Raw genomic sequence first — 25,662 nt, 5'->3', positions numbered from 1 at the left:
GATTGCGCTGGCCACCGCGGATATCGTGTACATTAATGCCGGAAATATGCAGGCCTGCATTCAGCTATCTTGGGTATCGTCAAGGCGCCGATGGCGATTCCCAGCGGTTGCACGGTCTAGCGGATGCCTCATCGCGACGTTGAGTTTATTTGGTGGAAACCAATGGAGACCAGCCCGCCGTCAGCCGTGTTACAGCTGGCGGCAGACATGTCACCGAGGAATAGGAATGCTCCCGTTGCCACTAACGAGTGGACCAATGCCGCGGCATACGTCGAGGGCGCGGTGAGTGCCGAACCCACAGTTATGATGATTCGTTTGTCTAGTCGGCTGGTGATGTAACCTCAGAAAGTCTAGTGTAACGACCCGGCCCCCAGATGGGCATCGAAGCCAATCGTTCAGCCTCGGCCAACGAGATGCCACGTGCGGTGACAACGCGGGAATCTGAACGTAATGCCATTGATAAATAGGAAGAAGCTAGATGTCACGCTCACCGAGATGAATGTTATTGACCAGCGTGCGCCGAGGCCCAATTGGTCTGGGTGGCTCGGGTTCTTGGGCACCGGATCATGCTTGCACGTGAACCGCCGCTCCGCGGCGCCCATCGTTGCCGCGCTAGGTTCAAGCAAATGCGCCTTGGTCGAATAGCTAGCCCAGACGGCGTAGCGTTCGTCAGCATCGAAGGTGAGTCTGACGATCCCGATGGGATGTTTGCCCGTGAGCTCGCTGAGCACCCATTCGGCACACCAACCTTCACCGGCCGTGCATGGCCATTAGCCGATGTCCGGCTACTGGCTCCGATGCTGGCCAGCAAGGTGGTCTGTATCGGCACGAACTACGCCGATCATATCGCCGAGATGGGTTACCAAACGGGACCAGCGCCGGCAGATCCGGTGATATTCCTCAAGCCCAATACCGCGATCATCGGCCCAAATGTTCCGATTCGATTGCCCGCCAACGCATCACCTGTGCATTTCGAGGGCGAGTTGGCACTAGTGGTGGGTCGACCGTGCAAGGACGTCCCGGCCGTCCGAGCCGTCGACTTCATCCTCGGCTATACCATCGGCAACGACATGTCGGCCCGTGATCAGCAACGCGCCGATGGTCAATGGACGCGTGCGAAAGGGCACGATACCTTCTGCCCAGTAGGGCCGTGGATCGTCACCGACCTCGGTCCACTAGACCCGGACGATCTTGAATTGCGAACTGAAGTCAACGGCGAAGTCAAACAGCACAGCCGCACCTCCCTGATGGTTCACCGCGTGAGTGCCATCATGGAGTGGATTTCGGCGGTAATGACATTGCTGCCTGGTGATCTCATCCTCACCGGGACACCGGCAGGTGTTGGTCCCGTCGAAGACGGTGACACCGTTTCTATCACTGTCGAAGGCATTGGCACCCTGACTAATCCCGTAGTCCGCAAAGGAAAGTCGTGACTGCAGCAACTTCTGAAGGTACCTCGCAAGCAGCAAAAGTCAGGGTACGATTTTGTCCATCGCCCACTGGTATTCCGCACGTCGGAATGGTTCGCACGGCCCTGTTCAACTGGGCTTACGCACGACATACCGGAGGTACCTTCGTTTTTCGCGTCGAGGACACCGACGCTGAGCGCGACAGTGAAGAAAGTTACCTGGCCTTGCTTGATGCGTTGCGCTGGCTCGGCCTGAACTGGGACGAGGGTCCCGAGGTGGGAGGACCTTACGGTCCGTACCGGCAGTCGCAGCGCACTGACATCCACCGCGAGGTGGTGGCAAAGTTGCTTGCTGCAGGAGAGGCCTATTACGCTTTTTCCACACCGGAGGAAGTCGAGAACCGCCATCTTGCTGCTGGCCGCAATCCTAAGCTGGGGTATGACAACTTTGACCGCGATCTCACCGACGCGCAGCGCTTAGCGTACTTGGCGGAAGGCCGTAAGCCGGTAGTTCGGCTGCGGATGCCCGACGGGGATATCAGTTGGGATGACCTGGTGCGCGGGACCACTACCTTTGCGGCTGGCACTGTGCCCGATTATGTGTTGACTCGAGCAAGCGGAGATCCGTTGTACACTTTGGTCAACCCGTGCGACGATGCGCTGATGAAGATCACCCATGTGCTGCGTGGCGAAGACTTACTATCTTCTACTCCGCGACAGGTGGCGTTATACCAGGCGTTGATCCGAATCGGAGTGGCTGAGCGTGTTCCTGAATTCGGCCATCTCCCATCAGTATTGGGGGAGGGAACCAAGAAACTCTCGAAGCGCGACCCGCAGTCGAATCTGTTCACCCATCGTGACCGGGGCTTCATCCCCGAAGGTCTGCTGAACTACCTTGCTTTGCTGGGGTGGGCGATCGCTGATGACCACGACTTGTTCAGTCTCGACGAGATGGTAGCTGCGTTCGATGTGGTCGACGTCAACTCCAATCCGGCGCGATTCGATCAGAAGAAGGCCGACGCGGTTAACGCCGAGCACATCCGAATGCTCGACTCCGAGGATTTCGCCGGCAGGCTGCGCGACTACTTCACCACACACGGCTACCACATCGCTTTGGATTCCGCTAATTACGATGCGGGCTTCATCGCCGCGGCCCAGTTGGTACAGACCCGCATCGTTGTGCTTGGTGACGCTTGGGACCTGTTGAAATTCCTCAACGATGACGAGTATTCTATTGACCCTAAGGCCGCCGCCAAAGAGCTGGATGCTGATGCCGGGTTGGTGCTAGATGCTGCCCGTGCCGCGCTGGACAGCCTGGTGGATTGGACCACTGCGAGTATCGAGGACGTCCTCAAGGTTGCACTCATCGAAGATCTTGGGCTTAAACCGCGCAAGGTGTTCGGTCCGATCCGAGTCGCCGCCACGGGGGCATCGATCAGCCCGCCACTGTTCGAATCGCTGGAGTTACTCGGCCGTGCTCGTAGCCTGCAGCGGCTGAGCGCTGCGCGAGCGCGGGTCGCCCCAGCCTAGTGCAGGCCTAAGCCTGGTTGCGTGGCTGCTTACTCGCGTCGTTTCCGACGCTCGCCGTCGCCACACTAGGAACGCAAAGAGATAAGACTAAGGCGTGCGGATTTGCGCGGTGAGTCTTTGGTAGTCTGCACGTCGGCCGATCATGGATGGACAGGGGCAAATCCCAGGACATAGTCAGACGCTAATAAGTGCTCATTATAGTCCGCAGAATGTGCTCTGATCACAGGGTCTAGGCAGAAATGGGGTATGGTGTAATTGGCAACACAGCTGATTCTGGTTCAGCCATTCTAGGTTCGAGTCCTGGTACCCCAGCAAAGTCCGTCGGACTGTCAGCGATGTCTCAAAGCGATTGGGTGGGCCTAGTGGCGTGTGAGTTATGCTGACAGCTCGGATCGGTTCTGGCCCCGTCGTCTAGCGGCCTAGGACGCCGCCCTCTCACGGCGGTAGCGTGGGTTCGAATCCCATCGGGGCTACAACCGACCGTCGATAGTGTGGTCACTGGCCGATCCCTCGTGTCTCTAATAGTGCCAGTGTGACAGGTGCGGTCGATCCGCTCTACCGGACCGGCATGTGCAGCAAGCCGAGCTTGTGGTGATCCCACGAGCGGGATACGATGGCTTACACTGCGCACGCCGATTCGCTTTCTATCATTTGGTCGACCATGGGCTTTGCGTCGTCGATTTAGAGACCGGTGTAACGTCCCCAAATGCTGACTCCGACCCGGAAAGGGGAATCGGGATTGCCGATACTCTCCGTAGTGCCTTCGAAGTACACTTCGCACAGCGGTCATACGTTTGGCCGTTCTCGATTAAAAAAATTCACTCGTGAATCTCGTTTGAGGTCGACAGCTTTCTGTGATTTAGCCTTGATTTCCAGTAGGATTGCGCCGTCGATGGCAGCGTATCACATCGCGGTCAAATGTGGCTGGCCGTTAGGGTCGATGGTGGTTAGCGTACCGGGGCGGATGTTGACAACGCAGTCGATGATTTCAGCCTCGGACATGACGATATGCGCGCGCCGATTGGTTTTCATTGGGCCAGTCTGTCTGGCTACCGTTAGCGCTTAGTCGATGGCTAAGAAAAGTGCGGTTGTGAATCCTGCTACGCGAACTGCATCGAAAACGTGTCGCGTGGTTTACGTTCGAGCAACAGAAGTTTCAGAGGCAGCGAGTCAGTGCTTCGGCCGCTGATAGTAAGTCAACTGCCCATCGTGTACCGGGACGTCGGCCCATCCGGTCGATGGGTCCAGAAACCGACATGGCAGCGATCACGACACAGCGGTTGTCGCGCACGGGCACCGATACACTTGCTACCCCGGGTTCGCGCTCGGCCACGCTTTGTGCCCAACCGCGTCGGCGGACTTCGGCTAGTGTTCGGTCGGTGAATTTCGCCGTCGGTAGCACGGCTTCTCGGGTGGCGGCATCACTATGGGTCAGTAGTACTTTCGCTCCTGAACCTGCCGTCATCGGTAGCTGTGCCCCAACCGGAACCGTATCGCGAAGGCCCGCAGGAGGTTCCAGTGCGGCCACGCAGAACCACGAGGTGTCTTCTCGGCGATACAGCTGCACGCTTTCTCCGGTGCTTTTGCGCAACGTAGGCAGCACCGTTGCGCTGGCAGCCAGCAGTGGATCGTTGACATGGATCGCGAGTTCAGAGACTGCGGGTCCAAGCTGCCACCGGCCCTCATCGTCGCGCGCTACCAGACGATGAATCTCCAGCGCGGCGGCCAGACGGTAGATGGTGGCTCTGGGCAAGCCAGTTCGATCGCATAGTTCAGCCAACCCGCACGAAGATTCCGCGATCGTATGCAGCAGTGCCACGACTTTGTCGAGGAGGCCAATACCGCTAGCCTTTCTCACTAAGAGATACTAGTGTCTCGTATTCTGCGATATCAATATGGATTGATCGGCGAGTCGCGAATGAGGCGAATCGAGGCGCTTGGAGATGGATAACGAGAGGAAACAAGCGGGCAGCGCCCACAAGCCGCGCACGCTGGCCGAAAAGGTTTGGGAAGACCACGTTGTGGTAGCCGGTCAGGGCTCTCGCCAAGATCGCAGTCCCGATTTGATCTACATCGATCTGCATTTGGTGCACGAGGTCACCAGCCCGCAGGCTTTTGATGGCTTGCGCTTGGCCGGCCGGCCGGTGCGCCGCCCCGACTTAACGGTGGCCGTCGAAGATCACAACGTTCCCACCGTCGACATCGACAAGCCGATAGCCGACTCGGTGTCGCGTATTCAAGTGGAGACGTTGCGGCGCAACTGCGCCGAATTTGGTGTCCGGCTATACCCGATGGGCGATATCGAGCAGGGCATCGTTCATGTCGTAGGGCCACAGTTAGGCCTCACTCAACCGGGCATGACGATCGTTTGCGGCGACAGTCACACCTCTACCCATGGCGCTTTCGGTGCAATCGCGATGGGCATCGGCACCTCGGAGGTCGAGCATGTACTCGCCACTCAAACTCTGCCGTTGCGCCCATTCAAGACAATGGCGGTCACTGTCGATGGGCGATTGCCCGCCGACGTCACAGCCAAGGACATCATCCTTGCGTTGATTGCTAGGATCGGCACCGGTGGCGGGCAGGGCTATGTAATTGAATACCGGGGCAGCGCCATCGAATCGATGTCCATGGAAGGCCGGATGACGATCTGCAACATGAGCATCGAAGCCGGCGCCCGAGCAGGAATGGTGGCTCCCGACGAGACTACTTACGAGTTCTTACGTGACCGCCCGCACGCCCCGACCGGCGAGCAATGGGATGCCGCAGTAGCCTACTGGCAACAGCTGCGCACTGACGCCGACGCTGTGTTCGAAACCGAGGTCTATCTCGATGCGACCTCGTTGAGTCCGTTTGTCACCTGGGGGACAAACCCCGGCCAAGGAGTGCCGTTGGCCGGGGCGGTGCCTGATCCCGAATTGATGATTGACGATGCGGCACGACAGGCCGCCGCGAAAGCTTTGGCGTATATGGACCTTCGTCCAGGTACACCGATGCGCGATATTGCGGTCGATGTGGTGTTCGTTGGGTCGTGTACCAACGGTCGCATTGAAGATCTGCGGGTGGTGGCCGATGTACTACGTGGCCGCAAGGTGGCCGACGGTGTGCGGATGCTGATCGTTCCCGGCTCAATGCGGGTACGTGCGCAGGCTGAAGCCGAGGGGCTCGGTGAGATCTTTATCACTGCTGGCGCGCAGTGGCGACAGGCGGGCTGTTCGATGTGTCTGGGTATGAACCCCGATCAGCTTGCACCTGGGGAGCGGTGCGCTGCGACGTCCAACCGAAATTTCGAAGGACGGCAAGGCAAGGGTGGTCGTACACATTTGGTATCCCCGGCCGTCGCCGCTGCCACCGCGGTTCGCGGCACTTTTTCTGCTCCGGCCGATTTGAACTAACTCAGCTGGCTTGAACTGAGATAGAGGAGCAGAGGATAAGTTATGGAAGCCTTCTACACCCACACCGGCATCGGCGTGCCATTGCGGCGGTCCAATGTCGATACCGATCAGATCATTCCTGCGGTCTTTTTGAAGCGTGTCACCCGAACCGGTTTCGAGGATGGTTTGTTCGCGACGTGGCGGGTCGATCCCTCATTCGTGCTCAACCTCAGCCCCTTTGATCGGGGCTCAGTCCTGGTCGTCGGTCCTGATTTCGGGACTGGTTCGTCGCGTGAGCATGCGGTGTGGGCGCTCATGGACTACGGATTCCGGGTGGTTATCTCGTCTCGATTTGGTGATATTTTTCACGGTAACGCGGGCAAGGCGGGATTGCTGGCGGCTCAAGTTGCCCAAGATGATGTTGAACTTCTGTGGGAGCTCATCGAGCAGAACCCGGGGTTGGAAATCACTGTCAATCTTCAAGATCGAAATATCGCTGCAGCAACGGTAGTGTTGCCGTTCAAGATTGATGACTACACTGCTTGGCGACTGCTCGAAGGACTCGACGATATAGCCCTTAATCTGCGTAAACTCGACGAGATCGAGGCGTTTGAGTCGGTTCGTCCGGCGTGGAAACCGCGCACACTGCCCACCGCCTGACGGGTTCGCACTGGCAGGATTTATCGCTCGCTCACCAACGTAGCCAAGCCTATTTTTCTGTTCCCGCCACCGGTCAAGGGCGGCAACCGGATTGCGATAATGGCCTACGTAGGTTCGGTGAAATTGCGCGTGGCTCTTGGAAATCAATGGGCTCAGGGTTTACCGTGTCCACTAGTCGGTTCAAAAACGAGAACCACTGACTTCGGAGGATTTGGATGAACAAAGCAGAGCTCATTGACGTGCTGACACAGAAATTGGGCTCGGACCGTCGGCAGGCGACCGCTGCCGTCGAGAATGTCGTTGACACGATTGTGCGTGCGGTACATAAAGGCGACAGCGTCACCATTACCGGGTTCGGTGTGTTCGAGCAGCGTCGCCGGGCCGCGCGCGTGGCCCGCAACCCCCGCACCGGTGAAACGGTGAAGGTGAAGCCGACGTCCGTCCCGGCGTTTCGTCCGGGTGCGCAATTTAAAGCGGTTGTGGCTGGCGCACAGCGTCTCCCGTCGGAGGGGCCCGCTGTCAAGCGTGGTGTAGCGACCAGTGCAGCCAAGAAGGCAGCGGTTAAGAAGGCTTCGGTTAAGAAGGCGGTGACCAAGAAGGCGGTGACCAAGGGTCCGGTCAAGAAGGTCGTTAAGGCACCCGCGAAGAAAATCACCGCGGCCGTGAAGGCTCCCGCCAAAAAGGCGACAAAAGTGGTAAAGAAGGTCGCCGTCAAAGCTCCGGTACGCAAGGCCACGACCAAGGCGCTGGCCAAGAAGGCAGTAGTCAAGAAGGCTACCGCCGCTAAGCGGGGTCGCAGGTAGATTGAACTGGTCAGTCTAACGCAGATACCCTTCGGGCGGTGTTGCTTTCACTCGGAAGGGTATCTGCGTGTTAGGACTGTACGTTGGCTGCGAGCGCACCGCCGATCTGGTCCGCTGCTACTAACTGACCGGCTAATAGTGACAGCACCCAAGTACTGCCCTTGTGATTGCGTGATTTGTCGAGGCGTACTCCATCGCGTTCGCACCACCACGCGATCAGGTCTAGAATTACCTTGCTCTGCAAGCAGATCACCGGTGTTCCTGACTGCGTGGCGGTCCGCAACACTCGGTGTAGGCTGCGTTTGAGGTTCTTGGTGAAGGCCCTCCTTGGTCAAACTGGGCTCATTGTGGATCGGCACACCTAATTCTGCGGCGAGCTGTTCTACCGCCTGATGACAGTGTAGCCGGTCGGCCGCATACACACGGTGGCACCAAAAGCCAGCAGCTGTCCGATCAATGCCTCCGCTTGTGCGCGACCCCGTTTGTCCAAAGGTCGTTTGGTGTCATCCTTCGACAAGCGTGGTTTTCGGCCGGTGGTTCCGTGTCGGACGATCAGCACGGTTCGCGTATAAGCTGGTTGTTTAGCGAACCGGAGCAGGACTTTTCGATTCTGCTCGTAATCAAGTTTTTTCATTGCGTCGGCAACCGGCAGCCAGAGCAGCTCGTCGACCTCGCTGCCCGGGACAAATTGTCCCCCACTGCTGCGAGCAGCCCAGTAGTACACTTTCTTGACGTCTTCACCGATCGGGTAATTCACCACGACGAGCTGCGCACCAAGGGTCACGCGGTAGCCTGTTTCCTCGAACACTTCGCGCACGGCCGCTATCGGAGCGGTCTCACCGGGGTCAATTTTGCCCTTGGACAGTGACCAGTCATCGTAACGGGGACGGTGGATAACGGCAATCTCGACGGCCAGGTCGGAATTGCCCGGTCGCCACAACACCGCTCCCGCGGCGTACACGATTTGATTTTTTGGCCACCGACGGGACAAGTTCCAAATCGTCACCTTAACATCCTTGCAGGTAAATTGAATCAGGGGGAGCTCGTCAGTTGTGGATGTGGCCGAAAGATCGTCACACAGCGTCAACGGCTGCGGTGCCGCTCCATCAACGATTCTTGGTGGTCGCGCACCCGTTGGCCTTCCTGCGGCGACGCGGTCCACTGCCCGTCGGGTCGCAGTTCCCAACACCGGGTGAACGGGTCCAATGCGGACTCCAACAATTCATCTAGTTGCGCGGTCAGCTTCGGGTCTTTAACTTGCGCCAGCACCTCGACTCGTCGATCTAGGTTGCGGTGCATCATGTCGGCGCTGCCGATCCAGAACTCATCGATGGCGCGGAAATGGATGATCCGTGAGTGCTCGAGGAAACGGCCGAGAATCGAGCGGACGAAAATGTTTTCCGAGAAGCCTTCGGTGCCTGGGCGTAGTGCGCAGATGCTGCGTACCACCACCTCGACTCGCACGCCTTCCTGTGACGCGCGATACAACGCATCGATAACTTGTTCGTCGACCAGAGCGTTCATCTTAAGTCGGATCCGACCTTTACCGGTTTTGGGGCCGGATTCACGATGGGCGGCCACCTCGCGCTCGACGCGCTCGATAATGCCTCGGCGAATTCCATACGGGGCCACCAAAAGGTTGCGGTACGCCAGCTTACGCGAATAGCCGGTAAGCGAATTGAACAAGTCAGTCAAGTCGGCGCCGATATCGGGTGCCGCGGTTAGCAGACCGACATCTTCGTACAGCCGAGCGGTCTTGCTGTTGTAGTTGCCGGTCCCGATATGGCAATACCGCCGGATCGTCGGGCCCTCGCGGCGCACCACGAGGCAGGTCTTGCAGTGTGTCTTGAGTCCAACGAGCCCATACACCACATGCACGCCTGCGTGTTCCAACGCGCGCGCCCACCGGATGTTGGCCTGCTCGTCAAAGCGAGCCTTGATTTCGACCAGTGCCACCACCTGCTTTCCTGCCTCGGCGGCTTCGATGAGCGCCAGTACGATCGGTGAATCACCGGAGGTGCGGTACAGCGTCTGTTTGATCGCCAGCACATCGGGGTCGGCGGTGGCCTGTTCGATGAATCTTTGCACGCTGGTGGCAAACGAGTGATAGGGGTGGTGCACCAGGACATCGCCTTCGCGCAGTGTCGCGAAGATGCTCTTGGGAGTTTCCCGTTCGGCGAAAGCGGGATGAGTGTCGGGAATGAATGCGCGGTCTTTGAGTGCGGGTCGGTTCAGCCCGTAGATCTGCCACAACGACGACAGGTCAAGCAGCCCGGGCACTTCGATGACGTCGCTGGGATGCACGTCGAGTTCCCGCAACAGCAGTTCCAGCATGCTCTCGGTCATGTCGTCGGCAATCTCGAGTCGCACCGGCGATCCGAACCGTCGACGCGCTAATTCTCGTTCTAGCGCCTGTAGTAGGTCTTCGTCACGGTCTTCTTCAACCTCGAAGTCAGCGTTGCGGGTAATGCGGAACGCATGATGCTCGACAATTTCTGTGCCAGGGAAGAGCACCGGAAGGAACGCCGCTATCAGCTCTTCCATGGGCAGGAACCGATGAATGAGCTGACCTTCGTCTCCGGCAGAGGTATCTCTGACCGTTCCGCGGTTAGAGAGTTCGACGAATCGATCGACGTTGTTGGGCACTTTGACCCGGGCGAAATGCTGAGTGCCATCTTCGGGTTGCCTGACGGTGACCGCCAGGTTCAGGCTTAACCCGCTGACAAACGGAAACGGGTGGGCGGGATCGACAGCTAGTGGTGTTAGGACGGGGAAGACCTGCTCGTTGAAATAGGTCGATAACTGGTCTCGTTCGGGCTGATCTAAATCCGCCCACGTGACAATGTAGATGCCCTCCTCACCGAGTGCAGGTAACACCGAATCGAGGAACACCCGCGCGTGCCGGCTGGCGATCCATTGGGTCTGTTCGCCGATGCGGCTCAGTTGCTCACGTGGGGTGAGACCGTCAGCAGAGCACACCGACAAGTCCATTTCATCGCGGCGCTTGAGGCCGGCGACTCGAACCATGTAGAACTCGTCGAGATTGGATGCAAAGATCGCCAGAAACTTGGCTCGCTCCAACAACGGCAACGAGTTATCAGCGGCTAGTGCGAGCACGCGTGCATTGAAATCCAGCCAGCTTGATTCTCGGTTGAGGTAGCGGTCGTCGGGAAGCTGGTCCTGGCTCGCAGAGGTGGTTGCCGCGGGCGGTGCTGCGAGGGCCGAGTCGTCTGAATGCCATATATTCTCTTCGAGCCGGGCCTCAGCTTCGATTTCGGTCACCAAACGATCATTGCTCATCATCCGGTAGTGCTGCCAGCACTCTGTGGTCATCCGTTCCGCGTTGGTGCGCTGTTCACCATTTGGGGTCCTGGAGCTGGTTGGGGCTAAAGATGTGCGATCACCCGTGCGGTGGCGGCCCCGATTCCTAGACGGAGTGCGGCGGCTAGATCGGCAGGCGTGTCGACGTCGCATCGCAGGCCAGGCCAGGGTCCTGTCAGCTCGATCGCGCCTGAACGGCGATGTTGCGCGGATGAATCCGGACCGAACTGCGGGTTGAGCGCGGTTCCGAACGTGCAGAGCGCTGCGGTTCCGCTACCCAGTCGGTCAGCGACGAAGCTGCGTTGGTGGTGTCGGGCGGCAGCGATTGCTTCGGACAACTCCTGTGTCTGTAAGGCAGGCAAATCTCCTTGCAGTACAACGATATTGGAAAATAATCCAGCTATCGCGTGTTCCGCGGCGGCAATGGCGTTATTCAGTGGATCACTATGACCATCGGGTGTTGGATCGGTCAGAACCTCGGCGCCGAGTTCGGTGGCTGCCGCAGCAGCGGCCTCGTCGGGCGTGATAACGGTGATTGAATGCAGTGCTGAAACGCGCGCCGCTGCGGTCAGGGTGTCTACCAACATGGCCAATACCACATTCTCTCGTGTCCGAGTCGAGAAGACCGGGCCTAGCCTAGTCTTGGCGGCGGCCAACCGCTTAACGGCGATGATCAAGCCGACATCAGCTGTGCCTCCGGCCCGTATGCCACCCATGAGGTCATCTTGCCAGCGTTGTTCGCTACATTCCCTGCGAGTGTCACGAGGGCGCGATCGTGGCAGCCGATTGGCACACTAGAGCGTTGTGTCGTAGCATGATTGGTAATTCCCAAGTCTAACTTGGGAATCGGCGCTGCAGTTTCGATGACCAGCCCAGCGGGGCCGACTGCATGCCCGAGGCGGTGGCTGAATCATCCAGCTCGATGTTAGACGTCGATTGGAACAGGAAGTACCACAATATACTTCCGCGTTGATCGACAGGAACGTGACGCCGGTCTTGGTAGGGAGCGACGACGCCCCTACCAGCAAAATCTTAGTTTCACGGATTTGCTACAACGTACCTAAAGTCCGACCGCTGGACATGGAGGCCGACATCGACCAGGCTGTCTAACCCACGTATCACCGATACGATGCACCGCTAGAGTAACGGCCGCAGCCCAGCGCCACGTTAGCGCGTGATCGTGACTAGCGTGACGATAGCCTGTGCTGGTCTGTGCCGTACCTGCTGCAGATGCCGCTTTAAACAACTACGGGGGTGGTGCATGGCCGGCACAGTGGCTCGTTCAGAGAGTGCCGTCGCGGTGATGGGCGCTGGTGCATGGGGCACCGCGCTGGCCAAGGTGCTTATCGATGCCGGCGGACCGGAAGCCGGAGTCGTATTGTGGGCTCGGCGACCGGATGTTGCTGAGCAGATCAACGCAACCCGATGCAACCGCGCCTATCTACCGGGAACACTGTTACCGCCAGGTATCCGCGCTACCGCCGATCCCGCAGACGCGCTGTGCGGTGCGTCGACGGTGCTACTGGGGGTGCCGGCGCAGCGGATGCGGGCCAACCTCGAGCGGTGGGGTGGTTTGGTGACTGACGGCGCGACTCTGGTGAGTTTGGCCAAGGGCATCGAGCTGGGCACGCTGATGCGGATGAGTCAGGTAATCGTCTCGGTAACCGGTGTGGACCCGGCGCAGGTTGCAGTGCTTTCGGGACCCAACCTGGCTAGTGAGATTGTTCAATGCCAGCCCACAGCCACCGTCATCGCGTGCAGCGACTCGGGCCGAGCCGTCGCTTTGCAGCACATGCTAAACAGTAGCTACTTTCGACCGTACACCAACAGCGATGTTGTCGGCACCGAGATCGGCGGAGTATGCAAGAACGTCATTGCGCTGGCGTGTGGGATGGCTGCGGGCGTCGGGTTCGGCGAAAACACCGCGGCGACGATCATCACCCGGGGCTTGGCGGAGATCATACGGCTGGGGATGGCGCTAGGCGCCAAGGGCACGACGCTGGCCGGTCTGGCGGGTGTAGGTGATTTGGTGGCCACCTGCACATCGCCGCATTCGCGTAACCGGTCACTCGGCGAACGTTTGGGCCGGGGCGAGATCATACAGTCGATCTTGCACGGTATGGATGGCGGAGACGGCTACGTTGTCGAGGGTGTGACGTCGTGCGCGTCGGTGCTCGCCTTGGCGTCCAGCTATGGCGTCGAAATGCCGCTAACTGACGCCGTCCACCGAGTCTGTCACAAGGGACTTTCGATCGAGAAGGCGATGGCTCTGCTGTTGGGTCGCAGTGCTAAGTCTGAGTAACCATGCCCGAATGGGACGGGCCCGCCCAGGCGGCCCGTGAGTAGCTAGACCCCCAGTTCAGAGCCTCTAGGCTGCCCGTGGAGCTGCTTGATCGGTAGCCTCTCTAGGTTGTGAATGTCTACCAGCGGCCCTTGATGCCCTGGCTGCCATCCGGCGGCCGCGTGCGCGTTGCCGTCGTATTCGGCGGGCGCAGTAACGAACACGCCATCTCCTGTGTGTCTGCTGGCAGCATCCTGCGCAATCTGGATCGACAGCGGTTTGACGTGGTCGCGGTTGGTATCACCCCGGAGGGGTCGTGGATGCTCACCGATCCCAACCCGGATGCGCTGGCGATTGCCAATAGGCAGCTTCCCGCGGTGAGCTGCGAATCGGGAACCGAGTTGACGCTGCCGGCCGATCCACGGCGCAGCGGTCAACTGGTGTCACTTTCGCACGGTGTTGGCCTTGGGGCCGGAGAGGTCCTGACGTCGGTTGATGTGGTATTCCCGGTGTTACACGGTCCATATGGCGAGGACGGCACCATCCAGGGGTTGCTGGAACTTGCTCGTGTGCCATACGTCGGCGCTGGTGTTCTGGCTAGTGCCGCCGGCATGGACAAGGAATTCACTAAGAAGCTCTTTGCTGCGGAGGGACTGCCGTTGAGTGCGTACACGGTGTTACGTCCGTCGCAGCCAACGCTGCATCGGCAGGAGTGCGAGCGGCTGAGTTTGCCGGTATTCGTTAAACCCGCACGCGGTGGCTCGTCTATCGGTATCAGCCGGGTGTCGAGCTGGGGCCAGCTGCCTGCCGCGATTGCTGATGCTCGTCGGCATGATCCGAAGGTGCTCGTCGAAGCGGCGGTTAACGGCCGCGAGTTGGAGTGCGGCGTGCTCGAAATGCCGGATGGCACTGTGGCAGCCAGCACGGTGGGGGAAATCCGGGTAGCCGGGGTTAGTGGAAGCGAGGATTCGTTCTACGATTTCACCACCAAATATCTCGACGACGCAGCTGAGTTAGATGTGCCTGCCAAGGTAGACGACGACGTTGTCGACGAGGTGCGCCAGCTCGCGATCCGGGCGTTTCGGGCTATCGACTGCCAGGGCCTGGCACGAGTCGACTTTTTCCTCACCGACGACGGGCCGGTGATCAACGAGATCAACACGATGCCGGGGTTCACCATGACCTCGATGTACCCACGGCTGTGGGCAGTCAGCGGCGTGGACTACCCGACGTTGCTAGCGACCATGGTGGACACGGCATTGGCTCGGGGCGTGGGTATGCGCTAGCGTTCTCGCTAGTGAGACTGAGCTGGGTTGATCGGGGTGGCCGCCAAGGTGCGGTCGATAACGTCGGAGAGTTCTTGGATGGGTGTCGGTCCCGATCCCGATGGCAGTGTCAATGCGACGTACACTGGCCGGTCTACTGTGTACCAGGTGGATCTACCGGCATCAATGGTGGATTGCGGTTTGGCAGCCACCTCAAACCACTGCACCTGGTTGACGGCTTGGATCGGAGAACCTACAACGAAGTCGGCCGGGCCGTCGAGTCCACAGCGCAGCACCACTGGCTCGATGTCTGGCCCGGTTCGCCAGGCGGCTACGCTGTCGGGCGCTGGTTGCGCGACAGGTGCACGCTCATAGTCGCCGAGTCGCTGCGGCAGTGCTTGCGTCAGCGATCGGCATGCGGCAGTGGTGGCCTGCGGGGCCGGTACGGCAGGAATAGCAACTGGCTGCGGTGGCGAGTGGTGGGTTGCCGCGAGGACCAGGACTACGCCGATCGTTGCCGCTGCCAGCACCACCGCGGCGATCATCACGGCACGTGATGGCCCGCCTGCGTCAACAGCCGAACCAACGTCGGATTCGCTCGTCACCTGCCCAGCCACCTCCATGACTGATTCCTTCCTACTGTGCTGCTTGTCGGGCCGTGTACCCTCCGCGTCGGGTTCTACACTGGCGGCGGTCTGCTCGCGCGGGTCGGCAAGGACTTAACTTATCGCAGTTCGGGCGACCTTTCGGCTGCCCGCAGATGTTCGGGACGCGCCGGAGGAGGTGGCGTGTGCAACCATGAATGTGGAGCGCTAGGGAAGGCTGTAACGTTTGAGCAGCTCGGTGAGTTCGCAGTAATTGACCGGCTAGTGCGAGGCCGCAGGCAGCCGGCTGTGGTCGCGGTCGGGCCTGGCGATGATGCGGCGGTGGTGACTGCCAGCGACGGTCGCATCGTGGTGTCAACAGATGTGTTGGTGCAGGATCGCCATTTCCGGCTGGATTGGTCAGCACCGCACGATGTCGGCCGTAAGGCGATCGCGCAGAACGCTGTCGACATCGAGGCGATGGGAGCGCGGGCCACCACATTCGTTGTGGGTTTGGGAGCGCCTGGTGATACGCCGGTGGCCCAGGTGGACGCGTTGGTCGACGGGATGTGGGACGAGGCCGGACGCATCGGGGCCGGCATCGTCGGCGGCGATCTCGTTAGCTGCCCGCAATGGGTGGTCTCCGTTACTGTGTTGGGTGATCTTGACGGTCACGCACCGATACTGCGGTCTGGGGCTCAAAACGGCTCCATGGTTGCTGTCGCTGGCACCCTGGGCCGCTCAGCTGCTGGTTATGCCTTGTGGCATAAAGGGATTGACGGGTTCGATGATCTGCGGCGTCGTCACCTGGTGCCTGAGCCGCCATATGGTCAAGGGGTTGCCGCCGCGGCTTGCGGGGCTCAAGCAATGATCGACGTCTCCGATGGTCTGATCGCCGACCTGCGTCACGTCGCGCGAGCGTCCGGGGTGTCTATTGATCTATCCACTGCGGCGCTAGCAGCAGACCACGCCGCGTTGATTGCAGCCGCGACCGCGGTGGGCGGTGATCCGTGGTCGTGGGTGCTGGGTGGCGGTGAAGACCACGCCCTGGTGGCCTGTTTCGCCGGTACGGCACTGTCTGGATGGCGCATCATCGGGCGGGTATTCGACGGGCCGGCCCGGGTGCTTGTCGATGGGCAGGAGTGGCGGGGACATGCGGGTTGGCAATCCTTTGGAGGTTAGGGTGTCGCGATGACTGTTTACGCGATTGCCCCGTTGAAGTTCACCGACCGGCAATCACCTGAATACCGGAAAATCACGAAGTACCTGGTGGTGTTGTATGCGCAGGGGCTGGGATGACCGCACGTCCGTTGGGTGAACTTGTCGAGCAAGGGTGGGCGGCCGCGCTAGAGCCGGTCGCCGACCAGGTAGCCGAGATGGGTCAATTTCTGCGGGCCGAGATCGCGGCCGGGCGTAGGTATCTACCTGCCGGGCATAGTGTTTTGCGTGCCTTTACTTATCCTTTTGATAACGTGCGGGTTCTGATCGTTGGGCAAGATCCGTACCCGACACCGGGACATGCTGTGGGCCTGAGCTTCTCGGTGGCTCCCGATGTGCGTCCGCTGCCCCGCAGTCTTGCCAACATCTTCGACGAGTACACCGCAGACCTGGGCTATCCTTTGCCCGCGTGTGGTGATCTGACACCTTGGGCACAGCGTGGTGTGCTGCTGTTAAACAGGGTGCTCACGGTGCGCCCTAGTAACCCGGCGTCTCATCGGGGCAAGGGCTGGGAAGTGGTCACGGAGTGTGCGATCCGAGCGCTGGCGGCGCGGCCAGAACCGATGGTGGCGATTTTGTGGGGTCGTGATGCTGCCACGCTGAAGCCGATGTTGACTGTCGCTAACTCTGCGGTGATCGAATCGCCGCACCCTTCGCCGCTGTCGGCGTCTCGCGGGTTCTTCGGCTCGCGCCCATTCAGCCGTACCAACGGGATACTCGCCGGGATGGGTGCTGAGCCCATCAATTGGCGCCTACCCTGACCGATATGACAGCTCGGACACGATCTCGAGATCGGCCTTGCCACACTTGTCGCGTTCGTCGAAAACTGCCGGTGACCGGGGCCGAAGCGGGCAAGACCGTCATCGTCGTCTAGGATTGACCTGGCCGTTGCGTTATCGTGTGCGCGCCGACTTCGACACTGGGGCGCTGACGCAACAGTCAGCCGCGGGCAACCTTGCCAGCCTTAATGCAGGAGGTACAGACTTTGAGCCGTTGCTTGTTGCCGCCGGGACGCTTCACCATGTGCACAGTTTGCACATTGGGATTCCACCGGCGGCTGGTGCGGCGGTGGGAGTGTGATACCGACCTGCCGAAGCCGGGGCCTTTCCCGCAGATATCGCACACAGCGGCCATTCTAAAAGCTCCTCGAATCTTTTGTTGGCATCCGGCAACATCACATATTTGGGAGTTGGGGCAGCCTGGACTGACCCAAGCGCTACCTTAGGATAGCGACTGTTTTGGGCAACCACCAAAGGGTAAACCGCTGCCGAATGATGGTCACGGTCGGTATTGGTCCACCCCTCGTTGGCTACTAGTACCAATGAGCCGGTTCGTCCCCGCCGGTGAAGCGGCTGTTGTTGCGCTAAAGCAAACCTTCGAGCAGCTTGATGTGCTTGCTGACGCCGGCGCGATGGATGCCGGCGGACGGCGTCTGCTGGTCCTATTGGACGCGCTGTGCTTGACTCTCATCGGGGTGGTGCCGGTCGCGCAGTGCACGAGCTGTTGCCGTGTGCGGTGCCGTTCGATGAAAAAGATGATGTCACCGGACGCCGGGCACAGCAATTCGAGATGATTTACCTGCTGGATGAGTGTTATGCCGACGAGGCGGATACACTTCGGCGTCTGGGAGTTGGGTGAATCGATAGCTATCGCGGCCGCCCCTGCAGCGACGTACGGCAGTTACGCGGTGCACGTACACACTGACGATGCGGGCGCCTCTATCGAAGCAGGACTGCTAGCAGTACAATTCAGCCGGATCGTCGTCTCGCTGCTTAACTCCGGCTGCCCGCCGGATTGTCGGCGGGCAGCCGGACGCGGGAACGGGCGGTGCTGGCCGTTGGCGACGGTGCTGCCCGAGTTGTTCGCCGGTGCAGGGGTCTGCGTGCTGCAACTGGGCCCCTATGCCGTCGATCCGGCCGGCCGATATCAGTGCCCACCAGCTGTTCGGGCCGTGGTGGATACGGCGCCGCTTAGGTGATATGGTGATGCCCTACGGCTATCTGGCCGTCGAGGAGCTCGTCGCAGGCTGCACCGCGGCCATTGGCTGGGGCATTGATGTGGTGCCGATACCGACCGGGTCGAAGGTACAAGGCCTAGCCGCGGGCTGTCCATGATCCGGGTTGTCAAGCAGTCAACGACGGCTACACTATGGCCTGTGCCGTTGGCTCTGCTCGGCACGGGTCGGTACGCGTCTCGACTGAGAAGCGCGTTGACCTGGGCCGGTCGCTGTCAAACTGGTAATGGTCTGGGCATCGCCGGCGACGAAATACTGGTCGTAGCTGCTGATGCGGTGGAGGGCGGCGATCGGTCTGCTTGATCTGTGGCTGGCCTCAGGTGGTGAACTGGTAACTGTGTTGATGGGGGCCGGTATCGACACAGCAGTTGACACCGCCACAGTGAAAGACATCCTGCAACAGCACGTGCACGACAACCACCCGGGGACTGAATTGGTGGCTTACAGCAGCCGGCATCGCGGTGACGCGTTGCGGATCGGAGTCGATTAGCCTGTGGTGTCATTATCCGATCGGCTCGACTACATCGTGGGCGCCAAGGCTGCCGATTCCCTCGACGAAGTGTTCGGTATCCGCACTGTTGACGACCTGTTACGCCACTACCCACGCAGTTACACTGAGGGTGCGACCGTGCGGGGCGCCCAAGACGAGCTGCCGGAAGCAGGTGAACACATCACCATCGTTGATGTCATCACGGAGGCGGTGACGTTGCCGATGAAGAAGGACTCGAAGAAGAAGTATTTACGTCTCACGGTCGGCTCTGGACGCAACAAGATGATCGCCACGTTTTTCAACGCGGGCTACATTAGTAAGGGGCTTACCAAAGATACCCGGGTGATGCTCTCCGGGGAGGTCGGGTTTTTTCGGGGCGTCATGCAGCTGACGCACCCCGCTTTTCTCATTCTCGACTCGCCGGACGGACGCAACCGTGGCAGTAGCTCGTTGCGCAGCATCGCCGATGCTTCACAGGCTGTCAGTGGCGAAGTGCTGATGTCGGCGTTCGAACGTCGATTCTTTCCGATCTATCCGGCCAGCACCAAACTACAGAGCTGGGATATCTACGTCTGCGTGCGTCAGGTGCTCGAGGTCCTCGATCCGGTGGCCGATCCGTTGCCCGCGGATCTGCGTGCCAAGCATGGCCTGGTCTCCGAAGATGAGGCACTGCGCTCCATCCACCTCGCTGAAAGCGAGTCGGAACGTCGGCGTGCACGGGAACGACTAACCTTCGACGAAGCGGTCGGCTTGCAGTGGGCGTTGGTGACTCGCAGGCATGGTGAACTGTCGGAATCGGGACCGTCGGCATCGCCGCGGTCTGACGGTCTGATGGCAGAACTGATGCGGCGGTTGCCGTTCGAGCTTACGGAGGGACAGCGCGAGGTGCGTGACGTGCTGTCCGATGGGCTCGCGGCAACCCGTCCGTTGAACCGCCTGCTTCAAGGTGAGGTCGGGTCGGGTAAGACTATCGTTGCGGTATTGGCAATGTTACAAATGGTTGATGCTGGCTATCAATGCGTGTTGCTGGCTCCTACGGAAGTTCTTGCTGCACAACATCTACTGTCGATCCGTGACGTTCTCGGCCCGTTGGGGATGGGCCGCCAGCTGGGCGGGGCGGAAAACGCCACCCAGGTGGCTCTGCTTACCGGTTCGATGACGGCGGCGCAGAAGAAAAAGGTTCGCGCTGACATTGTCAGCGGCCAGGCTGGCATCGTCATCGGCACGCACGCGCTGCTGCAGGACGCGATCGAATTCCACAACCTAGGCATGGTGGTAGTCGACGAACAACACCGTTTCGGTGTCGAGCAGCGAGATCAGTTGCGTGCCAAGGGCCCCACTGGCATTATGCCACATCTGTTGGTGATGACGGCGACGCCAATCCCACGTACCGTCGCACTCACCGTCTACGGCGACCTGGAGATGTCGACACTGCGCGAATTGCCGCGCGGACGCCAGCCAATCACCAGCAACGTCATCTTCGTCAAGGACAAGCCAGGGTGGCTGGACCGGGCTTGGCGGCGCATCCTCGAGGAGGTCGCCGCGGGCCGCCAAGCGTATGTGGTGGCGCCCCGGATCGATGAGCGCGACGATCCGCAGAAAGGGGGGAAGAACAGCAAACCATCGGAAACCGCGGAGGGTCTCTACGCACGATTGCGTTCTGGTGAGCTGGCGAACGTGCGGCTGGCGCTTATGCACGGGCGGTTGTCCACTGACGAGAAGAACGCTGTGATGATGGCGTTCCGCGCGGGCGAAATCGATGTGCTTGTGTGCACCAACGTCATTGAGGTAGGAGTAGATGTACCTAACGCCACCGTCATGTTGGTGATGGACGCCGATCGGTTCGGAATCAGCCAGTTGCATCAACTGCGTGGCCGCATCGGTCGCGGCATGCATCCGAGCCTGTGTTTATTGGCCAGCTGGGTCTCGCCGGGTTCTCCGGCCGGGCGCAGGCTATGTGCCGTCGCCGAGACCATGGACGGGTTCGCACTGGCCGATCTCGACCTCAAGGAGCGTCGAGAAGGAGATATTCTGGGCCGCAACCAATCTGGAAAGGCGATTACCCTGAGGATGCTGTCATTGGCCGAGCACCAGGTGTTCATTGAGTCTGCACGCGACTTTTGTACGCGCGCCTACGATTATCCGCAACCTGGATTAGCCTCGCACCCCGGATTGGCAATTTTGGCAGCACGATTCACTGATACCGACCGTATCGACTACTTAGACAAGTCATGACTTCTAGTGACGATGCAGTGGGGGCAAGCCTCCACAAGTGGGAAGTACCCCAACCTGCTTAAGGCGGAGCGCGGAGCTGGTGAATCGCAAAGTGCTGCTGTGGTTGTCGGTTGTTGCCATGTGTGCGGTTATGGTTAGCTATCAGAAGTTGGGATCATAGTCAACTAGACACGCTGACGAATTCACCGCGCGCTTTGACATGCCGAGGTGACGCCTGGGCGCCGATGTGCTGGAGAATGTTGTAGTGCTGCTGCATCGCTATGATTACCATCGGTCGGCGTTCGGTGACTCGTGGGACGACAACAACCATGCCTCGCCTAGGCACAATGCGTGTGACATCCGCGACGACATCCTCACCTGCGATTTCGTCGACAACACGTTAGTGTCGATCAAGCGGTGTCCAAGCGGGGTGGCTACCTGCACGCTGTATGATTCGTACATCGACCAGACCATCGCCTTCCAACGCGGCGCAAAGGTCGACGAATCAGTGCAGATCGACCATATGTACCGCTCGCCTATGCCTGGGACATGGGGGCATACAGTTGGCCGGATCGACAGCTGCTGTGGTTTGTCAACGATCCGGTCAACTTGCTAGCCTTTGACAGTCAGGCCAATCAGAACAAGAACGATTCGCCGCCGGCCCCGGTGGATGCCGCCGAACGCCGCGTTTACGTACCAATACGCCATGCAGTTCATCGCGGTGCTGTGCGGTTACCAGCTACCGGTAGACGAGGCGTCGACGGGTGTACTACTTCAGGCCACAGCGACTTGTCCAGTCGGGTAGCAGTTACGGGCGAGATCAGCTGCCGGCATAGGTTTCTGGATCCGGGCGCAACCGAGTGCCGTCGTGCAGCCCGTTCATTGCGTCCATATGATTGACAGCTAATTCGAAATCGAAGACGTCGAAATTGCTGGCAATGTGCTCGGCTTTGGTGGACCGGAAAACTACTGCATTACCCAGCTGCAAGTTCCACCGAAGCAGTACCTGTGCAGGTGTTTTGCCATATTCGGCGGCGATCGCGGTCAGGGTCGGGTTGTCCATCAATCGGCCAAGAACCAGTGGGGTATAGGACTGGGTGATAACGTTGTGCTGTGCATTTGATTTGCGCATCTCGTTTTGGTTGAGCAGTGGGTGTAGCTCGATCTGGTTGACCGCTGGCGTGACAAAGGTGAGATCGATAACCGCCGATAAGTGCTCCTCGGTGAAGTTGCACACGCCGATCGAGCGGGCACGTCCTTCGCCGCGGGATTGGATCATGCCTCCCCAGGAGTCCACATACTGGCCCACCAGCGGGGCGGGCCAGTGAATTAGGTAGAGGTCGACATAATCCATGCCAAGTCGGTCCAAGCTGGCGTTGCAAGCATTTTGGGACTTGGTGAAACCCTGGTCGGGTGTAGCCAACTTGGTGGTGACGAACAACTGGTCGCGGGGAATTCCGGAGGCGGCAATCGCGCGGCTGACTGCGGCTTCGTTGCCATAGATTGCGGCGGTATCGATGAGCCGGCAGCCGATTTCCAGTGCCGCCAAGACCGCGCGTTCGGCCTCGTTCTCCGACAATTCTGCGACACCAAGGCCGAGCAACGGCATGGTGTTCTCGTCGTTAAGGGTGATTGAGGGACTAGAAGTGCGGGAGGTGCTCGGCATCATTTTCACCTGCCTGTGAAATCGAAGGTGTGTGGGCTGCGTCCAAGCCGGGTTCGGTCATCGAGCGAGGAGATCGATGCCATTTCTGCGGCGCTGAGTTCGAAATCAGACACGTCCAAGTTTGCTCGCAATCCGTGAGGGGTTCACCGGCTTGGGAATTACGATACTATCGAGTTGTATGTGCCACCGAATCATCAACTGTGCCGCTGTTCGGCCACGGCGGTGATCGTTGGGTGGGCCAACAGCAACCCTTTTGCCTAGTGGTGACTATGCCCCGGTGGCGATCTTGCAGGGAGTGCATTTTATGGAACTCCCGCTCTGGCAGCCGCGGATATAGCTCGATCTGATTAACCCCTGGATCAATGCCGGTGGCATTCTTAGGACCACGAGGTGCTCGGGCTCGAAGTTGCTGACTCTGATGGACCGGATCCTGTCCTAGTTACGTTAGGTGGACGAATGCCCTATATAGCTTATAGGGCAGCGATGAACTTCTTTTAGTGTCGGCTGCGGTCAAAGGCTCAGGTCGAGTTAGTCGAGCCCAGGTCGCTCCATGTTGGCTGGTGGCCGAACGCTTCTAGTGTGTGTGTCGTAGTCGGTATTCCATAACTGGGTCACCACGTACAGTTGGTTGCGGGATACACTGGAATCGTTCGCCCGACCTCTCGCTCGTTCTGGTAGATCGTTGCGGTGTCGCTATGCTTATAACCGGTGCTTAGCGGGGTGTAGACCGCCTGTTCGATGTCGGCCAGCGAGATCCAGGACACACCGAGCCCGACGGCAGGGGTCGAATTACCGTTGGTCAGCGTCACAAGGTCTTTTTTGGGCGGGGTAGCCTATGACTATATAGAGTCTGCTAGGCGCAGGGACCTTCATCTTAGCGCTAACTGTGAACCAATGCGGGTGGACAAGTCGCATATAGGGTAAGATCACCACTGGTGGTGCCAAGGTTCTTCCGTGGATGCCGAGCGTAGTCAAGAGGATGCTGTTGTCGGGTACTCATCATCGATGGCAACACACTTGTCCCCCATGCTGCGGCTGACGCTCTTCAGCATGCGTACCTTAGGCATCGACGGGTTGGTTGTCCACGACAACGTTGCCGCATCTCGCACCCAGATGGACGAGGCCCTCTTTGTCGTTGCCGGGTTCGCAGATTCACATCGAGGTAAACGGCATTTCGTTGCTTGGGCTGGGTGGTGAGATCTCGTCACGGCACTACCGCCCGGCCAGTGGCGTGGCTGCCCCGTTTCTGGTCTTTTACTACGGCGGTGGCTGGATACTCGGCGATCTGGATATTCATGATGCGCTGTGCCGGCTGACGTGCCATGACGCTGACATCCACGTCTTGTCGATTGACTACCGACTGGCGCCTGAGTATCCGGCCCTGGCCGGGATCGAGGATACTTTGAGTAGGCGTACCAGCAATGCCACGGAGCTCGGTGCCAGCTCCGGGTCGGTCGCGGTGAGCTGGGACAGCGCCGGCAGCAACCGGGCGACTATATGTGTATATGTGCCAATTGGCCCGAGACGCCGACGACCTTACCTCGGTGTTGCAGTGGCTGCTCTACCCGCGGACTGAACTTCAACCGTACACACACACACCCGGTCAATGACGTTGTTCGCTCGTGGCTTTTTGTTGACCAAGCGGGATAGGGACTTCATTGCAAAACGCAATACTTGAGGGGCTGCAGTGTAGAGCACGCCGATCCACGGTTGTTGCCGTTGCAGGACGAGCCGCTGGCTGGGCTGGCGCCGGCGCTGATCACGGTGGCGGGATTCTCCCCATTGGCGCGACCAAGGCGAGAGCTACACGGCGGCGCTGCGGGCTGCCGAGACTGCGGTGGACGGGTTCCCTCGGTTCGCGGTCGCACGGCTTCGCCAATTCGTTTTCTGTTTGGCGGCTGTCCAGCTGCGACGAGTGTGCTGATTTCGGCACTGTGTGTTCACCTGAACCGGGTGTAGTCACCCAATTCACCCCCGCCGGTACTCTAGAGGCGCCGTAACCCGATCGTGAATCGGGCCAAATCGAGCACGTGAGGATCAGCGAACCTGTGGCCGATAACCGCAAACGTCTCCAGCGATTCGACCTAAAGTCGGCGGACGGCCGGTCCGGCCGGACTGTCGTGATCGCGGGCACTGTGATCGTCGCGATCTTCGCAGTCGTCGTCGTCTTCGCCGTCATGAAATCGCAGCATGCCAAGCAGGATGGCGCGGCTTCGCTGACCGGCTCGGGTGACACGGTGCGGGTGGCTTCGAGCAAGTTAGTCACCCAGCCCGGCACCCACGACCCCAAGGTCGTGGTGTCTTTTTACGAGGACTTTCTGTGCCCGGGGTGCGGTGATTTCGAGCGAAGTTTCGGGCCTACGGTGTCCAAGCTCATCGACATCGGTGCGATTGCAGCCGATTACTCCGTGGTGTCCATTCTGGACCACCCACGTAACCATAACTATCCGTCACGGGCAGGTGCGGCGTCCTTGTGCGTTGCCGATGAATCCATGGACGCGTACCGTCGGTTCCGTGCTGCATTGTACAGCCGCAACTTCCAACCCAGTGAACTTGCGAGCAGTTTCCCTGACAATGCGAAGTTGATCGAAATCGCGCGGGAAGCCGGCGTGGTCGGGAAGGTCCCGGACTGTATTACCAGCGGGAAGTACCTGGCCAAGGTCGCCGCAGAGGCAGCGCTCGCGAAGATTTCAGCGACCCCGACGATCAAGATCAACGACGACGAATACGACCCGTTGACACCCGACGCACTGGTGGCCAAGATTAAAGCAATCGTGGGTGCCGTTCCGGGCATCGACATGGCTGTCACTGCTACGACGACGTCGTAACTACTC

20 protein-coding genes, 2 tRNA genes and 4 pseudogenes are annotated in these 25,662 nt (G+C 59.6%); 17 read left to right on the top strand and 9 right to left on the bottom strand.

Annotated elements, in window-relative coordinates:
• Positions 1-626 precede the first annotated feature (626 nt).
• The 4 genes from MLPF_RS04460 to MLPF_RS04445 all read left to right on the top strand — a co-directional run bounded on the left by MLPF_RS04460 (position 627) and on the right by MLPF_RS04445 (position 3,411).
• Positions 627-1,433: a fumarylacetoacetate hydrolase family protein gene (locus MLPF_RS04460; protein ID WP_045843319.1), complete on the top strand. Its 807-nt coding sequence runs from the start codon at positions 627-629 to the stop codon at positions 1,431-1,433.
• Positions 1,430-2,938 (top strand): glutamate--tRNA ligase, encoded by a 1,509-nt coding sequence (gene gltX / locus MLPF_RS04455; RefSeq protein WP_045843318.1) that lies wholly within the window; start codon positions 1,430-1,432, stop codon positions 2,936-2,938. Before MLPF_RS04460 ends, gltX begins: the two co-directional genes overlap by 4 nt.
• Positions 2,939-3,178: 240 nt before the next feature.
• Positions 3,179-3,250: transfer RNA gene (locus MLPF_RS04450), tRNA-Gln, on the top strand.
• Positions 3,251-3,338: 88 nt separating this feature from the next.
• Positions 3,339-3,411 (top strand) — tRNA-Glu (locus MLPF_RS04445).
• An 82-nt stretch (positions 3,412-3,493) separates the two neighbouring features.
• On the opposite strand, the pseudogene MLPF_RS04440 reads toward MLPF_RS04445, so the two are convergent.
• Positions 3,494-3,970, bottom strand: a pseudogene (locus MLPF_RS04440) (pyridoxamine 5'-phosphate oxidase family protein).
• Positions 3,971-4,094: 124 nt separating this feature from the next.
• Positions 4,095-4,796 (bottom strand): IclR family transcriptional regulator, encoded by a 702-nt coding sequence (locus MLPF_RS04435; RefSeq protein ID WP_045843317.1) that lies wholly within the window; start codon positions 4,794-4,796, stop codon positions 4,095-4,097.
• A gap of 85 nt (positions 4,797-4,881) precedes the next feature.
• Between MLPF_RS04435 and leuC the strand changes: the two genes are divergently transcribed.
• From leuC to MLPF_RS04420, 3 genes are all read left to right on the top strand, one after another.
• Positions 4,882-6,333, top strand: a complete 1,452-nt coding sequence (gene leuC, locus MLPF_RS04430; RefSeq protein WP_045843316.1) for a 3-isopropylmalate dehydratase large subunit — start codon at positions 4,882-4,884, stop codon at positions 6,331-6,333.
• A gap of 42 nt (positions 6,334-6,375) precedes the next feature.
• Entirely contained in the window at positions 6,376-6,972 is a 597-nt protein-coding gene (leuD, locus tag MLPF_RS04425; protein WP_045843315.1) for a 3-isopropylmalate dehydratase small subunit, read from the top strand.
• A gap of 215 nt (positions 6,973-7,187) precedes the next feature.
• Positions 7,188-7,775, top strand: coding sequence for an HU family DNA-binding protein (locus MLPF_RS04420; RefSeq protein WP_045843314.1), 588 nt, complete (start codon positions 7,188-7,190; stop codon positions 7,773-7,775).
• 70 nt (positions 7,776-7,845) lie between these two features.
• On the opposite strand, the pseudogene mutT1 reads toward MLPF_RS04420, so the two are convergent.
• The 3 genes and pseudogenes from mutT1 to cofC form a co-directional block, all read right to left on the bottom strand.
• Positions 7,846-8,781, bottom strand: a pseudogene (mutT1, locus tag MLPF_RS04415) (8-oxo-(d)GTP phosphatase MutT1).
• 77 nt (positions 8,782-8,858) lie between these two features.
• Positions 8,859-11,078 (bottom strand): RNA degradosome polyphosphate kinase, encoded by a 2,220-nt coding sequence (locus MLPF_RS04410; protein WP_045843327.1) that lies wholly within the window; start codon positions 11,076-11,078, stop codon positions 8,859-8,861.
• Between the two features lie 83 nt (positions 11,079-11,161).
• Positions 11,162-11,812, bottom strand: a complete 651-nt coding sequence (cofC, locus tag MLPF_RS04405; protein WP_045843313.1) for a 2-phospho-L-lactate guanylyltransferase — start codon at positions 11,810-11,812, stop codon at positions 11,162-11,164.
• 545 nt (positions 11,813-12,357) lie between these two features.
• On the opposite strand from cofC, the gene MLPF_RS04400 reads away from it, so the two are divergent.
• Entirely contained in the window at positions 12,358-13,398 is a 1,041-nt protein-coding gene (locus tag MLPF_RS04400) for an NAD(P)H-dependent glycerol-3-phosphate dehydrogenase (protein ID WP_045843312.1), read from the top strand.
• Between the two features lie 134 nt (positions 13,399-13,532).
• Positions 13,533-14,663, top strand: coding sequence for a D-alanine--D-alanine ligase family protein (locus MLPF_RS04395; RefSeq protein ID WP_162196942.1), 1,131 nt, complete (start codon positions 13,533-13,535; stop codon positions 14,661-14,663).
• Positions 14,664-14,671: 8 nt separating this feature from the next.
• Here MLPF_RS04395 and MLPF_RS04390 read toward each other — a convergent pair whose 3' ends face one another.
• Complete coding sequence (locus MLPF_RS04390; RefSeq protein ID WP_175266438.1) at positions 14,672-15,265, bottom strand: DUF3515 domain-containing protein; 594 nt, start codon at positions 15,263-15,265, stop codon at positions 14,672-14,674.
• 165 nt (positions 15,266-15,430) lie between these two features.
• On the opposite strand from MLPF_RS04390, the gene MLPF_RS04385 reads away from it, so the two are divergent.
• Positions 15,431-16,408: a thiamine-phosphate kinase gene (locus MLPF_RS04385; protein WP_045843325.1), complete on the top strand. Its 978-nt coding sequence runs from the start codon at positions 15,431-15,433 to the stop codon at positions 16,406-16,408.
• Between the two features lie 113 nt (positions 16,409-16,521).
• The gene (locus tag MLPF_RS04380; RefSeq protein WP_045843310.1) at positions 16,522-17,205 is read left to right on the top strand and encodes a uracil-DNA glycosylase; all 684 of its coding nucleotides are present in this window, start codon (positions 16,522-16,524) and stop codon (positions 17,203-17,205) included.
• A gap of 178 nt (positions 17,206-17,383) precedes the next feature.
• Here MLPF_RS04380 and rpmB read toward each other — a convergent pair whose 3' ends face one another.
• Positions 17,384-17,578, bottom strand: coding sequence for a 50S ribosomal protein L28 (rpmB, locus tag MLPF_RS04375; RefSeq protein ID WP_082082390.1), 195 nt, complete (start codon positions 17,576-17,578; stop codon positions 17,384-17,386).
• Between the two features lie 205 nt (positions 17,579-17,783).
• Between rpmB and MLPF_RS04370 the strand changes: the two are divergent.
• The 3 genes and pseudogenes from MLPF_RS04370 to MLPF_RS04360 form a co-directional block, all read left to right on the top strand.
• Positions 17,784-18,948, top strand: a pseudogene (locus tag MLPF_RS04370) (DAK2 domain-containing protein); the annotation flags it as partial.
• Between the two features lie 3 nt (positions 18,949-18,951).
• Positions 18,952-21,183, top strand: a complete 2,232-nt coding sequence (gene recG, locus MLPF_RS04365) for an ATP-dependent DNA helicase RecG (RefSeq protein ID WP_045843308.1) — start codon at positions 18,952-18,954, stop codon at positions 21,181-21,183.
• A gap of 79 nt (positions 21,184-21,262) precedes the next feature.
• A pseudogene (locus MLPF_RS04360) lies at positions 21,263-21,967 on the top strand (HNH endonuclease family protein).
• 15 nt (positions 21,968-21,982) lie between these two features.
• On the opposite strand, the gene MLPF_RS04355 reads toward MLPF_RS04360, so the two are convergent.
• Positions 21,983-22,831: an aldo/keto reductase gene (locus MLPF_RS04355; protein ID WP_045843307.1), complete on the bottom strand. Its 849-nt coding sequence runs from the start codon at positions 22,829-22,831 to the stop codon at positions 21,983-21,985.
• 608 nt (positions 22,832-23,439) lie between these two features.
• Positions 23,440-23,637, bottom strand: a complete 198-nt coding sequence (locus MLPF_RS17090) for an aldo-keto reductase family protein (RefSeq protein WP_050039194.1) — start codon at positions 23,635-23,637, stop codon at positions 23,440-23,442.
• A 320-nt stretch (positions 23,638-23,957) separates the two neighbouring features.
• Here MLPF_RS17090 and MLPF_RS15555 point away from each other — a divergent pair, with 320 nt between their 5' ends.
• From MLPF_RS15555 to MLPF_RS04340, 3 genes are all read left to right on the top strand, one after another.
• Positions 23,958-24,404, top strand: coding sequence for an alpha/beta hydrolase fold domain-containing protein (locus MLPF_RS15555; protein ID WP_282435829.1), 447 nt, complete (start codon positions 23,958-23,960; stop codon positions 24,402-24,404).
• Between the two features lie 98 nt (positions 24,405-24,502).
• Positions 24,503-24,787, top strand: a complete 285-nt coding sequence (locus MLPF_RS15550) for an alpha/beta hydrolase family protein (RefSeq protein ID WP_282435828.1) — start codon at positions 24,503-24,505, stop codon at positions 24,785-24,787.
• Positions 24,788-24,876: 89 nt separating this feature from the next.
• Positions 24,877-25,656, top strand: a complete 780-nt coding sequence (locus tag MLPF_RS04340; RefSeq protein WP_045843324.1) for a DsbA family protein — start codon at positions 24,877-24,879, stop codon at positions 25,654-25,656.
• Positions 25,657-25,662: the final 6 nt, after the last annotated feature.

The sequence above is a fragment of the Mycobacterium lepromatosis genome, from assembly GCF_000975265.2.
Lineage (GTDB): Bacteria > Actinomycetota > Actinomycetes > Mycobacteriales > Mycobacteriaceae > Mycobacterium > Mycobacterium lepromatosis.
Note: the sequence above shows the minus strand (reverse complement) of the source record. Positions and strands in the feature narration are given on the sequence as shown.

Coding starts and splice junctions, on each gene's coding strand:
- MLPF_RS04460 (WP_045843319.1), top strand. CDS start 627: ATGCGCCTTGGTCGAATAGCTAGCCCAGACGGCGTAGCGTTCGTCAGC.
- leuC (WP_045843316.1), top strand. CDS start 4,882: ATGGATAACGAGAGGAAACAAGCGGGCAGCGCCCACAAGCCGCGCACG.
- leuD (WP_045843315.1), top strand. CDS start 6,376: ATGGAAGCCTTCTACACCCACACCGGCATCGGCGTGCCATTGCGGCGG.
- MLPF_RS04420 (WP_045843314.1), top strand. CDS start 7,188: ATGAACAAAGCAGAGCTCATTGACGTGCTGACACAGAAATTGGGCTCG.
- MLPF_RS04410 (WP_045843327.1), bottom strand. CDS start 11,078: ATGATGAGCAATGATCGTTTGGTGACCGAAATCGAAGCTGAGGCCCGG.
- cofC (WP_045843313.1), bottom strand. CDS start 11,812: ATGGGTGGCATACGGGCCGGAGGCACAGCTGATGTCGGCTTGATCATC.
- MLPF_RS04400 (WP_045843312.1), top strand. CDS start 12,358: ATGGCCGGCACAGTGGCTCGTTCAGAGAGTGCCGTCGCGGTGATGGGC.
- MLPF_RS04395 (WP_162196942.1), top strand. CDS start 13,533: ATGCCCTGGCTGCCATCCGGCGGCCGCGTGCGCGTTGCCGTCGTATTC.
- MLPF_RS04390 (WP_175266438.1), bottom strand. CDS start 15,265: ATGGAGGTGGCTGGGCAGGTGACGAGCGAATCCGACGTTGGTTCGGCT.
- MLPF_RS04380 (WP_045843310.1), top strand. CDS start 16,522: ATGACCGCACGTCCGTTGGGTGAACTTGTCGAGCAAGGGTGGGCGGCC.
- rpmB (WP_082082390.1), bottom strand. CDS start 17,578: ATGGCCGCTGTGTGCGATATCTGCGGGAAAGGCCCCGGCTTCGGCAGG.
- MLPF_RS04355 (WP_045843307.1), bottom strand. CDS start 22,831: ATGATGCCGAGCACCTCCCGCACTTCTAGTCCCTCAATCACCCTTAAC.